The following is a 17,713-nucleotide window of genomic DNA, read 5'->3' on the forward strand; positions in this document are numbered from 1 at the left end:
CCTTCCGAGGAGACTGCGGGGCCGGCGCCGTGCCCCCTGCGGGCCGCGGCGCGGGGGTCACGGCCGCACGGTGCGCGGGCCGGTGACCTCGGCGCCCAACTCCGTCACCCTGCGCCGCAGTTCGCGGTCCGCCGTCACCACCAGACGGGCGCGGCCCGGGTGTTCGGCGACCAGTTCCACGATGCGGTCGTCACCGCTGCCGGACGCCGCGTCGACCCGTACACCGGGCACGGACGTCACCCCTCGGGCACCGCCCTCGACCACGAGGACCAGCTCCAGCGGGCCGGGGAGGTCCGGGAGCCCTCCGTCGGCGTACGGCACGAGCAGGTCCCGTACGCGCTCCGCGGCACCCCGGCGGTCACGCCACCAGCCGTCGGGCACGGACCCCACCACGTTGGCGGCGTCGACGATCACGAGTGGGGGAGCGTCCATGAGGCCAGGGTCGCACGGAGGGGCGGCGCGGGGCCCGATTAGAGTGGGGGAGTGTCAATGGTCCGCACACTCAACGGCGTCTGGCTCATACGCGGCCGGGACGGCAGACTCAGCGCCTACGCTCCGCTGGAGGAAGCGGTGTGGTGCTGGGCCGAGCAGTATCCCGGCGGCCCCTGGACGGCACCCCGGACGGTCGGCGGCGACCAGCGCGTGAACCCGGTGCTGGCCGTCGGCCAGGGAGCCGACTCCTACGCCCACCTGGTCTCCTGGCGGCCCACCGGCGCCGACGAGGCCGGTCTCGTCCACTCCACCCACTTCCGGCCGCACCTCGCCGCCCTCGACTGGAACCGGCTCGGGCACCCCAACGACAAGGGGAAGCAGACCGGCGTACCGGCGGTCACCGTGGACGCCCAGGGCCGCGCGCACGTCTTCGTACGCAACCGGGGCGGCGGGGTCAGCATGCGCGGCCAGAAGGAGCGCGGCGGGTGGGGGCCCTGGCGCGACCTCAAGGGCCGCGAGGTCACCGGCGAACTCGCCGCCGTGACCCGGGCGTCCGGGCTGGTCGAGCTGTACGCGGCCTCGCCGGCCGGCATCCTGCGCTGGACCCAGGCCGGTCCCGGCCACATCCCCGCGCTCGACGAGGAGCCGCTGAAGGCGGGGGTCCGGCCGGGCACGCTGCGGGCCCTGGTCACGTCCGAGGACCACGTGACCCTGTTCTTCACGGACGAGAGGGACACGGTGTGCGCGTGGCGGGCGGGTACGGATCCCGTGGAGCTGCTCGGCAGCGCCGGGCCCGGACCGGTGTCGGCGATCCGCTGCCGCATCGACGACGTCGACTGCACGCTGCTCGCGCAGCGCTCCGCGAGCGGGCGGGTGGCCTTCGCCGCGTACCCGACCGAGCAGGAGTCCGCGGGGGCGTGGTGGACCGACTCGGGGCCCGAACTTCCCGCCGACGCGCAGGTGTCGCTCGCCGAGGACGCGGACGGGCGGGTGGTCGCGGCGAGCCTCGCCCCCGCCTCCGGGGCGCTCCTCCTGACCCGCCGCAAGGACGAACCGGGCCTGGCCCTGGAGGCATGGCGGACCATCTGATACCCGATCCGCCGGACGGGCTGAAAATTCAGCCCGTCCGGCGTCTGAGGACCGGGGGTTCGGGGGGCGGAGCCCCCGAGGTCGGGACGGGTAGGGGCGGCGGGGGCGAGAGAACTACGCCGGGACCGACGCCACGCCCGGAGCGAGGAACGGCTTGCCGTTGACCCGCTGGGAGACGCCCTCGCGGTCCAGGTACGGTGTGATGCCGCCCAGGTGGAAGGGCCAGCCCGCACCGGTGATCAGGCACAGGTCGACGTCCTGCGCCTCGGCGACGACACCCTCGTCGAGCATCAGCCCGATCTCCTGCGCGACGGCGTCCAGGACACGGGCCCGGACCTGCTCCTCGGTCAGCACCACATCACCCTGCCGCAGCAGCGCGGCGACCTCGGGGTCGAGCTCCGGCCTGCCGGAGTCGTACACGTAGAAGCCGCGCTTGCCGGCCTTGACGACCGCCGCGAGGTTCGGGGAGACCGTGAAGCGGTCGGGGAAGGCCCGGTTGAGGGTCTCCGAGACGTGCAGGCCGATCGCGGGCCCGACGAGCTCCAGCAGGACCAGCGGCGACATCGGCAGACCGAGCGGCTCGACGGCCTTCTCGGCGGTCGCGACCGGCGTGCCCTCGTCGATGACGTTCTGGATCTCGCCCATGAAGCGGGTGAGGATGCGGTTCACGACGAACGCCGGGGCGTCCTTCACCAGGACCGCGGTCTTCTTCAGCTTCTTGGCGACGGCGAAGGCCGTGGCCAGCGAGGCGTCGTCCGTGGCCTCGCCGCGGACGATCTCCAGGAGCGGCAGGACCGCGACCGGGTTGAAGAAGTGGAAGCCCACGACCCGCTCGGGGTTCTTCAGCTTCGACGCCATCTCGGTGACGGACAGCGAGGAGGTGTTGGTGGCGAGGATCGCGTGCGCCGGGGCGACCGCCTCGACCTCCGCGAACACCTGCTGCTTGACGCCGATCTCCTCGAAGACGGCTTCGATGACGAAGTCGGCGTCGGAGAAGCCCTCGGCCTTGTCCAGCACACCCGAGACCAGGGCCTTGAAACGGTTGGCCTTGTCCTGGTTGATCCGGCCCTTGACGAGCAGCTTGTCGATCTCGGCGTGGACGTAGCCCACACCCTTGTCGATGCGCTCCTGGTCGATGTCGGTCAGCACGACCGGCACCTCCAGACGGCGCAGGAAGAGCAGGGCGAGCTGCGAGGCCATCAGGCCGGCGCCGACGACACCGACCTTGGTGACCGGGCGGGCCAGCGACTTGTCCGGCGCACCCGCCGGGCGCTTGCCGCGCTTCTGTACCAGGTTGAACGCGTAGATGCCGGCGCGCAGTTCACCGCCCATGATCAGGTCGGCGAGCGCCTGGTCCTCGGCGTCGTAGCCCTGCTGCAGGTCACCGTTCTTGGCGGCGGCGATGATGTCCAGCGCGCGGTACGCGGCCGGGGCCGCCCCGTGCACCTTGCTGTCCGCGATGCGCCGGCCCTCGGCGACGGCCTGGTCCCACGCCTCGCCGCGGTCGACGGCCGGGCGGTCGACGACGATCTCGCCCTTGAGGACGGACGCCGTCCAGATCAGCGACTGCTCCAGGAAGTCCGCGCCCTCGAAGAGCGCGTCGGCGATCCCGAGCTCGTAGACCTGGGCGCCCTTGAGCTGCTTGTTCTGGTTGAGCGAGTTCTCGATGATCACCGAGACGGCCTTCTCGGCGCCGATCAGGTTCGGCAGCAGGGTGCAGCCGCCCCAGCCGGGCACCAGGCCGAGGAAGACCTCGGGGAGCGAGAAGGCGGGGAGGGACGCGGACACCGTGCGGTAGGTGCAGTGCAGGCCGACCTCGACGCCGCCGCCCATGGCCGCGCCGTTGTAGTACGCGAAGGTCGGTACGGACAGGGCCGCGAGGCGCTTGAAGACCTCGTGGCCGCCCTTGCCGATGGCCAGCGCGTCCTTGTGCTCCTTGAGGAGCTCGACGCCCTTGAGGTCCGCGCCGACGGCGAAGATGAACGGCTTGCCGGTGACGCCGGCGCCGATGATCTCGCCGGCCGCCGCCTCCTTCTCGACCTGGTCGATCGCGGCGTCGAGGTTCGCCAGCGAGGCCGGACCGAAGGTGGTCGGCTTGGTGTGGTCCAGGCCGTTGTCGAGCGTGATGAGCGCGAAGCGCCCGGCGCCGAACGGCAGGTCGAGGTGGCGCACGTGCGCCGACGTCACGACCTCGTCGGGGAACAGCTCTGCCGCGCCCTTCAGGAGTTCAGTGGTGCTCACTTGTCGCCTCCGGCGTCCTTGTGGTGCGGGTTCTCCCAGATCACCGTGGCGCCCATGCCGAAGCCGACGCACATGGTGGTGAGGCCGTAACGGACCTCGGGCTGCTCCTCGAACTGGCGGGCCAGCTGGGTCATCAGGCGGACGCCGGAGGAGGCCAGCGGGTGGCCGTACGCGATGGCGCCGCCGTACTGGTTGACGCGCGCGTCGTCGTCGGCGATGCCGTAGTGCTCCAGGAAGGCGAGCACCTGCACGGCGAACGCCTCGTTGATCTCGAAGAGGTTGATGTCCTCGATCGACAGGCTCGCCTTGGCGAGGGCCTTCTCGGTCGCCGGGATCGGGCCGTAGCCCATCACCTCGGGCTCGACACCCGCGAAGGCGTACGAGACCAGGCGCATCCGCACCGGCAGGTCGTGCTCGCGGGCGAACTCCTCGGACGCGATGATCGAGGCGGTGGCGCCGTCGTTCAGACCGGCCGCGTTGCCCGCGGTGACCCGGCCGTGCACCCGGAACGGGGTCTTCAGGCCGGCCAGGTTCTCCAGGGTGGTGCCCGGGCGCATCGGCTCGTCGGCGGTGACCAGGCCCCAGCCCGTCTCGCCGACCTCCGCGTTGGTGTTGCGCACCGAGATCGGCACCAGGTCCTGCTGGATCTTGCCGTTGGCGTACGCCTTGGCGGCCTTCTCCTGCGAGCGCACGGCGTACTCGTCGGCGCGCAGCTTGGTGATCGTGGGGTAGCGGTCGTGCAGGTTCTCCGCGGTCATGCCCATGAAGAGGGCGGACTCGTCGACCAGCTTGTCGCTGACGAACCGCGGGTTCGGGTCGACGCCCTCGCCCATCGGGTGGCGGCCCATGTGCTCGACACCGCCCGCGATGACGGCGTCGTACGCGCCGAAGGCGACGGAGCCGGCCGCGGTCGTCACGGCGGTCAGCGCGCCGGCGCACATACGGTCGATCGAGTAGCCCGGTACGGACTGGGGCAGGCCGGCCAGGATGCCCGCGGTGCGGCCCAGCGTCAGACCCTGGTCGCCGATCTGCGTGGTCGCGGCGATGGCGACCTCGTCGATCTTCTTCGGATCGAGGCCGGGGTTGCGGCGCAGCAGCTCCCGGATCGCCTTGACGACGAGATCGTCGGCACGGGTCTCGTGGTAGATGCCCTTCGGGCCCGCCTTGCCGAACGGGGTGCGGACGCCGTCGACGAAGACGACGTCCCTGACGGTACGAGGCACGATGGCTCTCCTCCAGATGCGGGATTGCACTACTGCGCGAGACACGCCCTGAGCGTGCGCTCACCTTCCATGCTACTTGCGGGTAACCGGCCTGCCCAGCCCCATGGGTCTGAGCGGCGAAGGTCACACTTCCAGTGGGGGTACGGGAAGGGTCGCATGACGGCTGCGGGCGCGTCGTGGCTCGTCGCGCAGTTCCCCGCGCCCCTGGGGGCGGGTGGGCGTGCCGGGTTGTGTGACGGCTGCGGGTGCGTTGTGGCTCGTCGCGCCGTTCCCCGCGCCCCTGAAAAACCCTGAGCGCCCCGGGCTTTTAGGGGCGCGGGGAACTGCGCGACAAGCCACGACGCGCCCGCACGTGCCGTGCGGCCCCGATACCCCACCCCCCCGGGAGGGGGGGAGCCGTCAGCGGGGTGGGGCCGTCGAGCCTCGTGGGGTCAGCACCGGTGTGGGGACCGGATGCGAGCCCACACCCCCGTCCCCACCCCCGGTGATCACCCCGAACAGCGTCCGGGCGACCTCCGCCCCGAACCCGTGCACGTCATGACTCATCGCCGACAACGTCGGATGCGTCAGCCGGCACAGCTGCGAGTCGTCCCACGCGAGCAGCGACACGTCACCCGGCACCGCAAGACCCATCTCGGACGCCACCGACAACCCCGCCACCGCCATGATGTCGTTGTCGTACACGATCGCGGTCGGCCGGTCGGCGGCCGACGCGCTCAGCAGCGACCGCGTCGCCCTCGCCCCCGCGTCCCCGGAGAAGTCCGTCGCGACCTGCCACGCCCCGGTCAGTCCCAGCGCCCGCGCGGCGGCGTCGAACGCGGCCGTGCGGATCGCCGTGTGCCCGAGCGCGGCCGCGCCGCCGACCCGGGCGACCCGCCGGTGCCCGAGCGCCGCGAGATACCGCACGGCCTCGGTCACGGCGCTGGCGTCGTCCGTCCACACGGAGGTGAGCCCGCCGGTGAGCGACGGATGGCCGACGGCCACCACGGGCATCCCGAGCCGTTCGACGGCGGCCACCCGCGGGTCGTCCGCCCGGAAGTCCACCAGGATCGACCCACTGACGTGCTTGCCCCGCCACCAGGAGTCCTGGAGCCCGGCCTCCTCCTCCACCGACCGCACGAGCCGCAGCAGCAGCGAGCACGAGTGCTCGGTGAGCACGCTCTCCACGCCCGAGACGAACTCCATGTAGAACGGTTCGAGCCCGAGCAGTCTGGCCGGCCGGCAGATCGCGAGGCCGACCACGTCCACGCGCCGGCCGGCCAGCGACCGGGCGGCGAGGTTCGGCGCCCAGCCCAGCTGGCGTGCCGCCTCGAAGATCCGGTCCCGGGTCGCCTCGGACACCCCCGGTTTGTGGTTGAAGGCGAGCGACACGGCCCCCTTGGACACCCCGGCGCGGGCCGCGACGTCCTTGATCGTGACGCGGGGTGGTGTCGTCATCGTGCGGGCTCCACGCAGTACAGGGCGGATCGTACGGTCTCCGCGTCCAGGTGCCCCAGAGTCTCCCAGCCCCGCACGCCGATGGTGACCCGTTCTCCCGGGAGCAGCGTCACGAGCCCCCGGTCGGCCGAGGCCGAGGGCGACAGCCGGTCGGCCTGCAGCAGCAGATCCCGTACGAGCGTGTGCGCGGTGACCACGACGGCGGCCGTGCCCTCTCCCGGCGTGACCGTGACGTCGAACCGCGGCGCGGGGTACGGGATCTCACGGTCCGCGACGGGAAAGTGCAGGGCCCGCAGCCCCACCGCGGCCCCGCCCGCGACCGCCCTCGCCCCGTCCACGACCCCCCTCGCCGCGTCCGCGTCCGTGTCCTCGTCCGCGATCAGGAACTCCTTCGGCCCGACCGGCTCCACCTCCCGCGGCACGCGCGCGTCGGCGACCGCCCGTGCCCCCGCCGCCAGTTCGACGTCGGCCCGCGCCACGACCTCGCCCTCCACCGACATCCTGCGCAACGTCAGCCGGCACGCCCATGGCTCGGCCGACTGGTTGACCGCCGCCAGCACGAGCCCGTCCGGCCCCGGCCGAAGGGTCAGCAGCCGGTCCGCGTACAGCCGTTTCAGCTCGTGGTAGAGCGGCTTCTCGCGGCCGTCCCCGTCGATCGCCGCCCAGGACGTCACCGGCCAGCAGTCGTTGAGCTGCCAGACGATCGTGCCCGCGCACACCGGCCAGTGCGCCCGCCAGTGTTCGACACCGGCCGCGACGGCCCGCGCCTGGTTCACCTGGGTGAGGTAGTGCCACCGGTCGAACCCGGCCCCGTCGAGACCCCGTCCGGGCAGGGCGAAGTGCCGGGCGAGCCCGCGCGCCAGCTTCCCGTTCCCGTCGTCGGCCTTCTGGTGGTGCAGCATGCCGGGGGAGTCCGGGGCGAGCACCTCGCCGGGCAGGGCGCGCCGCAGCGTGGCGTACGCGGGCGGCGCCTGCCAGCCGAACTCGGCCACGAAGCGCGGTACTTCGAGCCGGTAGTCCGCGTAGTCCCGCCGGTTCCACACCTCCCACGAGTGGTGGGTGCCGTGCCGCGGGTCGTTGGGGTGGTGCTCCCAGGAGCCGGACCAGGGGCTGCCGGCCGTGTACGGGCGGGTGGGGTCCGACTCCGCGACGATCCGGGGCAGCAGGCCGAGGTAGTAGCCCTCGCCCCACGAGTCCCCGGCCAGCCGGCGCTCCCAGTCCCAGTCCCGGAAACCCCACAGGTTCTCGTTGTTGCCGTTCCACAGCACGAGCGAGGGGTGCGGCATCAGCCGTACGACGTTCTCGCGGGCCTCGGCCTCCACCTCGCCGCGCAGGGGCTGCTCCTCCGGGTAGGCGGCGCAGGAGAACGGGAAGTCCTGCCAGACCAGCAGGCCCAGCTCGTCGCAGGCGTCGTAGAAGTCCTCGCTCTCGTAGATGCCGCCGCCCCAGACACGGACGAGGTCCACGCCCGCGCCGGCCGCCTGGGCCAGCCGGGTGCGGTAGCGCTCGCGGGTGAGCCGGGCGGGCAGGATGTCGTCCGGGATCCAGTTGACGCCACGCGCGAAGATCCGCACGCCGTTGACGACGAAGGTGAAGCCGGAACCGTGCTCGTCGTCCCGGCGGTCCAGCCCGACGGTACGGAAGCCGACGCGACGCCGCCAGGAGTCCAGCGGGCCACCCGCGTCCGACAGGGTCAACTCGACGTCGTACAGCGGCTGTTCGCCGTAGCCGCGCGGCCACCACAGGTCGGGGTCCGGCACGTCGACGCGGACGACCGCCCCGGTGCCGACGACGTCCACGGCCGCGGCCACGCCCGCGACGCGGGCGCCCAGCCGGAGTCCGGCCTCCACCCGGGACCGCTCGATCTCCACGTGCAGCTCGACGTGCCCCGAGCCCTGTCCGACCGTCACGAGCGGACGCACCCGCGCTATGCGCGCCGTCGTCCAGTGCTCCAGGCGCACCGGCTTCCAGATGCCGGCGGTCACCAGCGTCGGACCCCAGTCCCAGCCGAAGGAGCAGGCCATCTTGCGCAGGTACGGGAACGGCGCGGGGTAGACGTTCGGCCGCTCCCCGAGGCGCCCGCGCACCGCCTCGGCCTCCCCGTACGCGGACCGGAAGTGCACCGAGAGACGGCCGCTCAGCCCGGTCACGTCGAAGCGGTACGAGCGGTGCATGTTCCGCACGGAGCCCAGCAGCCGGTCGTCGAGGCGGAGTTCGGCGACGGTGTCCAGACCGTCGAGGACGAGGTCGCTCTGCTCGTGCCCGCCCGGCCCCGGAACGAGTGTGGTCTCGTACGTCCAGTCGCGCCGCCCGACCCACGCCACCTCGGTCTCGTTCCGCCCGAGGAACGGGTCCGGGATGATCCCCGCCGCCAGCAGATCCGTGTGCACACAGCCCGGCACGGTGGCGGGGAGCACCGCCCCGTCGTGCCGGAGGCCCCATCCCTCGTGCATCGGCGTGACTTCCAGCATGCGCACTCCTAAACCGGTATAGGTCAACAGTGGCCGAGCGCAGCAAGCGTTCCCGCATGCTTGGCGAAATAAGGACTTTACCGGTTTAGCGACGGCTGTCAGAGTGCGGAACCAGCCATCCCCCTCGTGCTCATCCGTCCCGAACGGAGCTGGTGCAGATGAACCGCCGCACGAAGATCGCCGGAAGTCTCGCCGCCGCCGCACTGCTGGCCGCGGGCTGTACCGGAAGCGGAGGCACGTCGAAGGGCGCGGACGCCAAGGCCCCCACCGACCCGGCCGAGGTGTCCGGCACGATCACGGTCCTCACCCACCGGACCGACCTCGTCCAGGACGGCACGATGGCGTCGTACGCCGCCGAGTTCAAGAAGACCTATCCCGAGGTCGAGGTCGAGTTCGACGCCCTCACGGACTACGAGGGCGAGGTCAAGATCCGTATGAACACCGAGAACTACGGCGATGTGCTGATGATCCCCGCCGTGATCAAGAAGAACGACTACCCCAAGTTCTTCGCCTCGCTCGGCACCCGGACCGAGCGCGCGAAGAAGTACCTGTTCACCGACTTCACCACGGTCGGCGGCAAGGTCTACGGACAGAGCCCGATGGGCGCGCTCCCCGGCTTCGTCTACAACAAGCGGGTCTGGAAGGAGGCCGGGATCACCGACTGGCCCACCACACCGGCCGAGTTCGTCGACGGGCTCAAAGCCATCAGGTCCAGGACCGACGCGATCCCGTACTACACGAACTTCAAGGACATGTGGCCGCTGACGAACTGGACGTACGTCGACGGCGCGGTCAGCTGCGACCCCCGGGCGACGAGCAGACTGGCCGAGGGCGACCCGTGGGCGAAGGGCGAGGACCTGCGCGTCGGCGACACCCTGCTGTACGACATCGTGCGCGGCGGGCTCGCCGAGAAGGACCCGACGACCACCAACTGGGAAGGCTCCAAACCCGAACTGGCCAAGGGCGACATCGCCACGATGTGGCTCGGCTCCTGGGCGATCACCCAGTTCCGGGCGGCGGCGAAGCAGGCCGGCGCCAACCCGGACGACATCGGCTTCATGCCCTTCCCCGCCCAGCGGGACGGCAAGCACTGCGCGACCATGTCGCCCGACTACAACCAGGCCGTCAACATCAACTCCGACCACAAGGGCGCGGCCCGCGCCTGGATCGACTGGTTCACCGACAAGTCCGGCTACGCGGCCGACAACCTGACCCTCTCCCCGGTCAGGGGCACCCCGCTGCCCGAGGTGCTGCGGCCGTACGAGGAGGCCGGCGTGCGGCTCATCGAGCTCGACGACGCCAAGGGCGCCACGGTCAAGGAGATCGACAACCGGTCGGAGATCGGCATCTACAAGCCCGACTACCGCCAGGACCTCGTCGACCTCGCCCGCGGCGCCAGGAAGGGCAGCCTCGACGACTTCCTCGGCGACCTGGGCAGGCGCTGGGAAGAGGCACGGAAGTCCGCGGGGTCCTGATGACGGACACCACCGGGAAGACGGCGCGGCGCGCGCCGGCCGCGCCCGCCGCCCGCGCGCCGGGCGCCCGCGGCCGGGCCCCGCGCCGGCTGCGCCTGCGGCGGGGCGTCGCCCCCTGGCTGTTCCTCGCCGCCCCGCTGGCCCTGCTGCTCACCTTCACGTACGTACCGGTCGCCAACATGGTCGCGTACAGCTTCACCGACTGGGACGGCGTCAGCCCCGAACTCGGTTACACGGGCGCCGGGAACTACGTCGAACTCTTCACCCGCCCCGAACTGTTCGAGGTCTTCTTCGTCAGCGGCTACTACCTGGCCGCCTCCGCGGTGCAGATCGTCGTCGCCCTCTACTTCGCGACGGTCCTGAGCTTCGACGTGCGGTTCCGGAACTTCTTCAAGGGCGTGCTCTTCTTCCCGTACCTGATCAACGGCGTGGCGATCGGTTTCGTCTTCCTCTACTTCTTCCAGGACGGCGGCACGCTCGACTCGGTGCTGAGCCTCCTCGGCGTGCACTCCGACCACGCGTGGCTGGGCACACCGGTGTCCGCGAACGTGTCGCTGGCCGGGGTCTCCGTCTGGCGCTACCTGGGCCTGAACTTCGTCCTGTTCCTCGGCGCGATCCAGTCCATCCCCGGAGAGCTGTACGAGGCCGCCGAACTGGACGGCGCGAACCGCTGGCACCAGTTCCGGTACATCATCGCGCCCGGCATCAGGCCCGTGCTCAGCCTGACCGTCATCCTCTCGATCTCCGGCTCGCTGTCCGCCTTCGAGGTGCCGTTCATCATGACCGGCGGCGCGACCGGCACGGAGACCTTCGTGATCCAGACGGTGAAGCTGGCCTTCCAGTTCAACAAGACAGGGCTCGCCTCGGCGGCCGCGGTCGTCCTGCTCCTGATCATCCTGGCGGTGACCTGGGTGCAGCGGCGCCTCGTCCCGGACGACAAGGTGGATCTCGTATGACCCGCGTCCCGCGCCGGGGGGCCGCCCGGACCCTCACCTATCTGTCGCTGGTCGTCGCGAGCGTGGTCGTCCTGCTCCCGCTCCTCGTCGTCCTGCTGACCTCGCTCAAGTCCGAGAGGGAGATGGCCGACGACAGCGGGGCGCTGCAACTCCCGGACGACCCGCTGAACTTCGGCAACTACGTGACGGCGTTCCAGGACGGCCGGATGCTCGCCGCGTTCGGGAACACCGCCTTCATCCTGCTGATCTCCGTCACCGGCACGGTGATCATCGGGTCGATGGCGGCGTACGCGATCGACCGCTACACCTTCCGGTTCAGGAAGCTGGTCGTCGCGCTGTTCCTCGTCGCGACCCTGGTACCGGGCGTGACCACGCAGGTGGCGACCTTCCAGATCGTCGACAGCTTCGGCATGTTCGACAGCCGCTGGGCGCCGATCGTGCTCTACACGGGCACGGACATCGTCTCGATCTACATCTTCCTGCAGTTCGTCCGGTCGATCCCCGTCTCGCTCGACGAGTCCGCCCGGCTCGACGGCGCGAACGCCTTCACGATCTACCGGAAGATCATCCTGCCGCTGCTGAAGCCGGCGATCGCGACGGTGGTCATCGTGAAGGGGATCACCGTCTACAACGACTTCTACATCCCGTTCCTCTACATGCCGTCCGAGGATCTTGGCGTGATCTCAACGTCGCTGTTCCGCTTCAAGGGCCCGTTCGGAGCGCACTGGGAGAACATCTCGGCAGGCGCGGTGCTGGTCATCCTCCCCACCCTCGCCGTCTTCCTCTTCCTCCAGCGCTACATCTACAACGGCTTCACGAGGGGCGCGACGAAGTGAGCCCGCGAGGCGCCCCGCGCCTCTGGAGGCGCGGGGAACTGCGCGACAAGCCACGACGGGCCGGTAGCCGCGACACCTCCGCACTCCCAACGGCGACAAGGCGCCCCAGGCAGGCGGCCAAGCCTCACTCCTTGGTCTTGGCCTTGGCGGCCAGCGCAGCGACAAGCACCGGCGTGACCTGCTCGACCTGCCAGGCCCGGGCCCCGTACCCGGCGAGGGCAGCGGCGACGGACGCCGCGTCCGGAGCGACCGGCGGCTCCCAGCACACGCGCCGCACCGTGTCCGGAGTGATCAGGTTCTCCTGCGGCATGTTGAGGGTCTCCGCGAGGGCGGACACCGCGGCCCGCGCCGCGGACAGCCGCGCCGCGGCGGCCGGGTCCTTCTCGGCCCAGGCGCGGGGCGGCGGCGGCCCGGCCACCGGCTGTCCCGGCTGCGGCAGCTCGGCGTCCGGCAGGGCCTTCGCCCGCTCCACGGCCGCCTGCCACTGCTCCAGCTGGCGCCGCCCCATGCGGTGCCCGAAGCCGTTCAGCGCGGCGAGGGCGTGCACGTTGGCGGGCACGGCCAGCGCGGCCTCGATGATCGCGCCGTCACCGAGGATCTTGCCCGGCGAGATGTCCCGGCGCTGCGCGGCCCGGTCGCGGGTCTCCCACAGCTCCCGTACGACCGCCATCTGCCGGCGGCGGCGCACCTTGTGCATGCCCGAGGTGCGGCGCCACGGGTCCTTGCGGGGTTCCGCGGGAGGCGCCGAGGCGATCGCGTCGAACTCCTGGCGGGCCCACTCCAGCTTGCCCTGCCGGTCGAGCTCCTTCTCCAGCGCGTCCCGCAGGTCGACGAGCAGCTCCACGTCGAGCGCGGCGTAGCGCAGCCACGGCTCGGGCAGCGGACGGGTCGACCAGTCGACCGCCGAGTGCCCCTTCTCCAGGACGAAACCCAGGACGCCCTCGACCATCGCGCCGAGGCCGACCCGCGGGAACCCGGCGAGCCGGCCGGCCAGCTCGGTGTCGAACAGCCGACTGGGGACCATACCTATCTCCCGCAGACAGGGCAGATCCTGGGTGGCCGCGTGCAGTACCCACTCCACCCCGGAGAGCGCCTCGCCGAGGCCCGACAGGTCGGGACAGGCGACGGGGTCGATCAGCGCGCTGCCCGCGCCCTCGCGGCGCAGCTGTACGAGATACGCGCGCTGGCCGTAGCGGTATCCGGACGCCCGCTCCGCGTCCACGGCGACGGGACCGGTGCCGGCCCGGAACGCGGCGATCATCTCGGCGAGCGCGTCCTCGTCGGCGATCACCGGCGGAATTCCGTCGCGGGGCTCCAGCAACGGGATCGGCGCCGGTTCGACGTCGTCCGGAGGAGCGCCTCCGGTGGTTCGCAGTGAACTGTCTGCTGCGGTCTCTTGGGCGTCGGTCACCTGTCAAGGGTATCCGTGTATGGACGACGCCCGTCGACGGAACGTTCCGTCGACGGGCGTCGTAGGGGCGTAAACCAGTCAGGTCGGTGAATCCCGTACCGGTGGAGCGTCCTGGTTCACACGGAGGGGGCGGTCACGTGGGTGGTCAGTGGATGATTCCGGTGCGCAGGGCCACCGCGACCATGCCGGCGCGGTCGCCCGTGCCGAGCTTGCGGGCGATACGGGCGAGGTGGCTCTTGACGGTCAGCGCGGACAGCCCCATCGAGACGCCGATGGCCTTGTTCGACTGGCCCTCCGCCACCAGACGAAGGACCTCGACCTCACGGCCGGACAGCTCGCGGTAGCCACCCGGGTGGCTCGGGGAACCCGGGGGGCGGCGGTGCATACGGGCGGCGGCCGAGCCGATGGGGGCGACGCCCGGCCGGGTGGGGAGCCCGACGTTCGTACGGGTGCCGGTGACGACGTAGCCCTTGACGCCGCCCGCGAGGGCGTTGCGTACGGCACCGATGTCGTCGGCTGCGGACAGGGCCAGGCCGTTCGGCCAGCCCGCGGCTCTGGTTTCGGACAGGAGGGTGAGGCCGGAGCCGTCGGGGAGATGGACGTCTGCGACACAGATGTCGCGGGGGTTGCCGATGCGGGGACGAGCCTCCGCGACGGACGAAGCCTCGATCACGTCGCGAACACCGAGCGCCCACAGGTGGCGGGTGACGGTGGAGCGCACGCGGGGGTCGGCCACGACCACCATCGCGGTCGGCTTGTTCGGGCGGTAGGCGACCAGGCTTGCGGGCTGCTCGAGGAGAACGGACACCAGGCCTCCTGGGGTGCGGGACGGGGGGACCGGCTGTGGGGGGTGAAGCCGGGACGAACCGTGCTTTCAAGGTCACAGAGGTCTTCGGCATCAAACACGTTCGCCTTTAGAGAATGATCACGATGTGGTGAGTAATAATGCGTGCAATTCGGACGCACGAGCGATCATCCGAAGATCAAAACGAGTCCGGTCCGCTTCGATACAGGGCTGAAAGTGGTCGTATCGATAAAAGGGCAAACGTGTTTTCGTGCAGGCCGAGGCGGGTTCGGGAGGGTCCCGGGAGGCCGCCGAGGCGTGTCGGCGGTGGTCGCGCGGCCGGTCACCCTCCGTCGGGACCTCCGAGGGGGTGACGCGGCCGGAGGTTGACCGCGTGCGGCGGGCGACGGGTGCCGGACGCACGGACGAAGCCGCGCCCCTCGGTGGAGGGGCGCGGCTTCGGAGTGGGCCGCTGAAGGTGTGGGCCGCCGGAGCGGTCAGCGGGTCTGCGGGTCAGCGGGTCTGTGGGCCCCGCCGTTGCGGGAGGGTGACGACCGAGGCGTCGCCGGGGGCCGCCGGGGGGAGGCCGGCGACCTGGGCGAGGAGGTCGCACCAGGAGGCCAGGTGCGAAGCGGTGTCGGGGACACCGCCCAGACCCTCGCGCGGGGTCCAGGAGGCGCGGATCTCGATCTGCGACGCCGCGGGACGCTCCGAGAGACCGCCGAAGTAGTGGGAGCTGGCCCGGGTGACCGTGCCGCTCGGCTCGCCGCACGAGAGGCCGCGGGCCTGGAGCGCGCCCGTCAGCCACGACCAGCACACGTCGGGGAGCAGCGGGTCGGCGGCCATCTCGGGCTCCAGCTCCGCGCGGATCAGCGTCACCAGCCGGAACGAGCCCTGCCAGGCGTCGTGCCCGGCCGGATCGTGCAGCAGGATGAGACGGCCGTCCGCCAGATCCTCGTCACCGTCGACGACCGCGGCCTCCAGCGCGTACGCGAACGGCGCGAGCCGTCGCGGTGCCTTCGTCGGATCGATCTCGATCTGCGGCCGCAGCCGCGCGGCCCTCAGCGCGTCGACGGCGGCCCGAAAAGGCAGCGGAGCCGCCTCCGTCGCATCCCGTTCCCCCTCCTTCGGGTCGTCCATTCCGCCAGCGCCGTCCGTCAGTCGTCCCTGAGCCGCAGCCATGCGGGGAAGATTAAGGGGAACGGAGCCTCGGCGCAGGGAGAGACACCCGTGCGCCGGACCACTGTCCGGATCACGCTGCCGAAAAGCGCCCCCGCACGCGCCGGTTCGCGCAGGCACGGGTGCCGGGCGAGCCCGCTCGGCACCCGGGATCCCGGCGCCCCGGGACCGTGCGAGACTTTTCGTCGTGAGCGCCATTGACCGCCCCAAGGGCCAGCCGCCGACCGCGACCTACGACTCCGCCTTCCTCAAGGCGTGCAGGCGTGAACCCGTACCGCACACGCCCGTGTGGTTCATGCGGCAGGCCGGGCGCTCGCTGCCCGAGTACCTGAAGGTGCGCGAGGGCATCCCCATGCTGGAGTCCTGCATGCGGCCGGAGCTCGTCGCGGAGATCACCCTCCAGCCGGTCCGCCGGCACGAGGTGGACGCGGCGATCTACTTCAGCGACATCGTCGTCCCGCTCAAGGCCATCGGCGTCGACCTGGACATCAAGCCCGGGGTCGGGCCCGTCGTCGAGAAGCCGATCCGCACCCGCGCCGACCTCGACCAGCTGCGCGCGCTGACGCCCGACGACGTCCGTTACGTCACCGAGGCCATCGGGCTGCTCACCCGCGAGCTCGGCCCGACGCCCCTCATCGGGTTCGCCGGCGCGCCCTTCACCCTCGCCAGCTACCTCGTGGAGGGCGGGCCGTCCCGCAACCACGAGCACACCAAGTCCCTCATGTACGGCGACCCGCAGCTCTGGGCCGACCTGCTCGACCGGCTCGCCGACATCACGGCCGCCTTCCTGAAGGTGCAGATCGAGGCGGGCGCCTCCGCCGTCCAGCTCTTCGACTCCTGGGTCGGCGCGCTCGCCCCCGCCGACTACCGGCGGTCCGTGCTGCCCGCCTCCGAGAAGGTCTTCCGGGCCGTCGAGGGGTACGGGGTGCCGCGCATCCACTTCGGGGTCGGTACGGGGGAACTGCTCGGACTGATGGGCGAGGCGGGGGCGGATGTCGTCGGTGTCGACTGGCGGGTGCCGCTGGACGAGGCCGCCCGGCGGGTCGGGCAGGGGCGGGCCCTGCAGGGGAACCTCGACCCCGCCGTGCTCTTCGCCCCCACCGAGGTCGTGGAGGAGAAGGCGCAGGAGGTGCTCGACGCGGCCGCGGGGCTGGAGGGGCACGTGTTCAACCTCGGGCACGGGGTGCTGCCGTCGATGGACCCGGACGCGCTGACCCGGCTCGTGGAGTACGTGCACGAGCGTTCGGCCCGGTAGGGCCGCCTCTCGGGTGCGGGTGCGGGTGCGGGTGCGTCGTGGCTTGTCGCGCAGTTCCCCGCGCCCCTTCGGGGGCGCCCCCGAAGCACGGGTCGGCTACCAGCGGGGGCGGGCCCTCCTGCCCCACAGCAGGCCCCGGGGCTCCGGTGGGGGCGGGGTGCCGCGGCGCAGGGGCCAGGCCAGGAGCATGCCGGCCAGGAAGCCGACCACGTGGGCCACGTACGCGACCGTGCCGGCCTCGGAGACGCCCCTGCCGGACGAGTACACCGCCTGGAGCCCGAACCAGAAGCCCAGCACGATCCAGGCGGGCAGCCGCAGCGGCAGGAAGACCAGGAACGGCACCAGGACCCAGACCCGGGCCCGTGGGTAGAGGACCAGATACGCGCCCAGCACCCCGGCGATCGCTCCCGACGCGCCGATCAGCGGCTCCGTGGAGTCGGCGTTGACGAGGGCGAAGCCGTACGCCGCCGCGTAGCCGCAGGCCCCGTAGAAGAGCAGGAAGCGGAGGTGGCCCAGGCGGTCCTCGATGTTGTTGCCGAAGATCAGCAGGAAGAGCATGTTGCCCAGCAGGTGCACCCAGCCGCCGTGCAGGAACATCGCCGTGAGCACCGAGAGCTGCGGCGACTTGTCGTAGCCGGGCGGACCGACGACACAGCCGGCGCCGCCGGAGCCGACGCCCACCTCCCCGGTCGGCACGGTCGTCGGGACCTGCCCGTGGATCAGCTCCCTCGGCACCGCCGCCCACTGGTCCAGGAACGCCTGCAGATGGCACAGCTGCGACAGACCGCTCCCGCCGGTGAGAGCACCCGGAGTGATCAGGAAGACCGCGAGGTTGGCGGCGATCAGTGTGTACGTCACGTACGGGGTGCGGCGTGCGGGGTTCACGTCGTGCACGGGTATGACCACGAGGGATTCCTGCCCCCG

At 71.6% G+C, this 17,713-nt stretch carries 14 protein-coding genes; 5 read left to right on the plus strand and 9 right to left on the minus strand.

Annotated elements, in window-relative coordinates:
- Nucleotides 1–57: 57 nt before the first annotated feature.
- Nucleotides 58–432, minus strand: a complete 375-nt coding sequence (locus ACFYXC_RS32810) for an NTP pyrophosphohydrolase (protein ID WP_389555764.1) — start codon at nt 430–432, stop codon at nt 58–60.
- A 57-nt stretch (nt 433–489) separates the two neighbouring features.
- Here ACFYXC_RS32810 and ACFYXC_RS32815 point away from each other — a divergent pair, with 57 nt between their 5' ends.
- Nucleotides 490–1,521 (plus strand): hypothetical protein, encoded by a 1,032-nt coding sequence (locus ACFYXC_RS32815; RefSeq protein WP_388908105.1) that lies wholly within the window; start codon nt 490–492, stop codon nt 1,519–1,521.
- 114 nt (nt 1,522–1,635) lie between these two features.
- Here ACFYXC_RS32815 and ACFYXC_RS32820 read toward each other — a convergent pair whose 3' ends face one another.
- The 4 genes from ACFYXC_RS32820 to ACFYXC_RS32835 form a co-directional block, all read right to left on the minus strand.
- Entirely contained in the window at nt 1,636–3,762 is a 2,127-nt protein-coding gene (locus ACFYXC_RS32820) for a 3-hydroxyacyl-CoA dehydrogenase NAD-binding domain-containing protein (RefSeq protein ID WP_389555766.1), read from the minus strand.
- Nucleotides 3,759–4,985: a thiolase family protein gene (locus tag ACFYXC_RS32825; RefSeq protein WP_389555768.1), complete on the minus strand. Its 1,227-nt coding sequence runs from the start codon at nt 4,983–4,985 to the stop codon at nt 3,759–3,761. The genes ACFYXC_RS32820 and ACFYXC_RS32825 overlap by 4 nt, the downstream gene beginning before the upstream one ends.
- Before the next feature lie 399 nt (nt 4,986–5,384).
- On the minus strand, nt 5,385–6,422 hold the full coding sequence (locus ACFYXC_RS32830; protein WP_389555770.1) for a LacI family DNA-binding transcriptional regulator: 1,038 nt from the start codon (nt 6,420–6,422) through the stop codon (nt 5,385–5,387).
- Nucleotides 6,419–8,893: a glycoside hydrolase family 2 protein gene (locus ACFYXC_RS32835; protein WP_389555772.1), complete on the minus strand. Its 2,475-nt coding sequence runs from the start codon at nt 8,891–8,893 to the stop codon at nt 6,419–6,421. Before ACFYXC_RS32835 ends, ACFYXC_RS32830 begins: the two co-directional genes overlap by 4 nt.
- A gap of 158 nt (nt 8,894–9,051) precedes the next feature.
- On the opposite strand from ACFYXC_RS32835, the gene ACFYXC_RS32840 reads away from it, so the two are divergent.
- The 3 genes from ACFYXC_RS32840 to ACFYXC_RS32850 are packed head-to-tail and all read left to right on the plus strand — an operon-like array spanning nt 9,052 to nt 12,160.
- On the plus strand, nt 9,052–10,368 hold the full coding sequence (locus ACFYXC_RS32840) for an ABC transporter substrate-binding protein (RefSeq protein WP_388908096.1): 1,317 nt from the start codon (nt 9,052–9,054) through the stop codon (nt 10,366–10,368).
- Nucleotides 10,368–11,324, plus strand: coding sequence for a carbohydrate ABC transporter permease (locus tag ACFYXC_RS32845; RefSeq protein WP_389555773.1), 957 nt, complete (start codon nt 10,368–10,370; stop codon nt 11,322–11,324). The genes ACFYXC_RS32840 and ACFYXC_RS32845 overlap by 1 nt, the downstream gene beginning before the upstream one ends.
- Nucleotides 11,321–12,160, plus strand: coding sequence for a carbohydrate ABC transporter permease (locus ACFYXC_RS32850; RefSeq protein ID WP_389555775.1), 840 nt, complete (start codon nt 11,321–11,323; stop codon nt 12,158–12,160). The genes ACFYXC_RS32845 and ACFYXC_RS32850 overlap by 4 nt, the downstream gene beginning before the upstream one ends.
- A 124-nt stretch (nt 12,161–12,284) precedes the next feature.
- Here the strand turns inward: ACFYXC_RS32850 and ACFYXC_RS32855 are convergent, their stop codons facing one another.
- From ACFYXC_RS32855 to ACFYXC_RS32865, 3 genes are all read right to left on the minus strand, one after another.
- Nucleotides 12,285–13,571 carry an HRDC domain-containing protein gene (locus ACFYXC_RS32855; RefSeq protein WP_389555776.1) on the minus strand — a complete coding sequence of 429 codons (1,287 nt, stop codon included), beginning with the start codon at nt 13,569–13,571 and terminating at the stop codon, nt 12,285–12,287.
- A gap of 145 nt (nt 13,572–13,716) precedes the next feature.
- Nucleotides 13,717–14,379 (minus strand): response regulator transcription factor, encoded by a 663-nt coding sequence (locus ACFYXC_RS32860; RefSeq protein WP_055514175.1) that lies wholly within the window; start codon nt 14,377–14,379, stop codon nt 13,717–13,719.
- A gap of 489 nt (nt 14,380–14,868) precedes the next feature.
- Nucleotides 14,869–15,495 carry a DUF3000 domain-containing protein gene (locus ACFYXC_RS32865; protein WP_388908372.1) on the minus strand — a complete coding sequence of 209 codons (627 nt, stop codon included), beginning with the start codon at nt 15,493–15,495 and terminating at the stop codon, nt 14,869–14,871.
- A 226-nt stretch (nt 15,496–15,721) separates the two neighbouring features.
- Here ACFYXC_RS32865 and hemE point away from each other — a divergent pair, with 226 nt between their 5' ends.
- Nucleotides 15,722–16,789 carry a uroporphyrinogen decarboxylase gene (gene hemE / locus ACFYXC_RS32870; RefSeq protein ID WP_389555777.1) on the plus strand — a complete coding sequence of 356 codons (1,068 nt, stop codon included), beginning with the start codon at nt 15,722–15,724 and terminating at the stop codon, nt 16,787–16,789.
- Nucleotides 16,790–16,885: 96 nt separating this feature from the next.
- Here the strand turns inward: hemE and ACFYXC_RS32875 are convergent, their stop codons facing one another.
- Nucleotides 16,886–17,695 carry a rhomboid family intramembrane serine protease gene (locus ACFYXC_RS32875; protein ID WP_388908085.1) on the minus strand — a complete coding sequence of 270 codons (810 nt, stop codon included), beginning with the start codon at nt 17,693–17,695 and terminating at the stop codon, nt 16,886–16,888.
- Nucleotides 17,696–17,713: the final 18 nt, after the last annotated feature.

The organism is Streptomyces sp. NPDC002701, from assembly GCF_042889045.1.
In the GTDB taxonomy this organism is placed as follows: Bacteria; Actinomycetota; Actinomycetes; order Streptomycetales; family Streptomycetaceae; genus Streptomyces.

Coding starts and splice junctions, on each gene's coding strand:
- ACFYXC_RS32810 (WP_389555764.1), bottom strand. CDS start 432: ATGGACGCTCCCCCACTCGTGATCGTCGACGCCGCCAACGTGGTGGGG.
- ACFYXC_RS32815 (WP_388908105.1), top strand. CDS start 490: ATGGTCCGCACACTCAACGGCGTCTGGCTCATACGCGGCCGGGACGGC.
- ACFYXC_RS32830 (WP_389555770.1), bottom strand. CDS start 6,422: ATGACGACACCACCCCGCGTCACGATCAAGGACGTCGCGGCCCGCGCC.
- ACFYXC_RS32835 (WP_389555772.1), bottom strand. CDS start 8,893: ATGCTGGAAGTCACGCCGATGCACGAGGGATGGGGCCTCCGGCACGAC.
- ACFYXC_RS32840 (WP_388908096.1), top strand. CDS start 9,052: ATGAACCGCCGCACGAAGATCGCCGGAAGTCTCGCCGCCGCCGCACTG.
- ACFYXC_RS32845 (WP_389555773.1), top strand. CDS start 10,368: ATGACGGACACCACCGGGAAGACGGCGCGGCGCGCGCCGGCCGCGCCC.
- ACFYXC_RS32850 (WP_389555775.1), top strand. CDS start 11,321: ATGACCCGCGTCCCGCGCCGGGGGGCCGCCCGGACCCTCACCTATCTG.
- ACFYXC_RS32865 (WP_388908372.1), bottom strand. CDS start 15,495: ATGGACGACCCGAAGGAGGGGGAACGGGATGCGACGGAGGCGGCTCCG.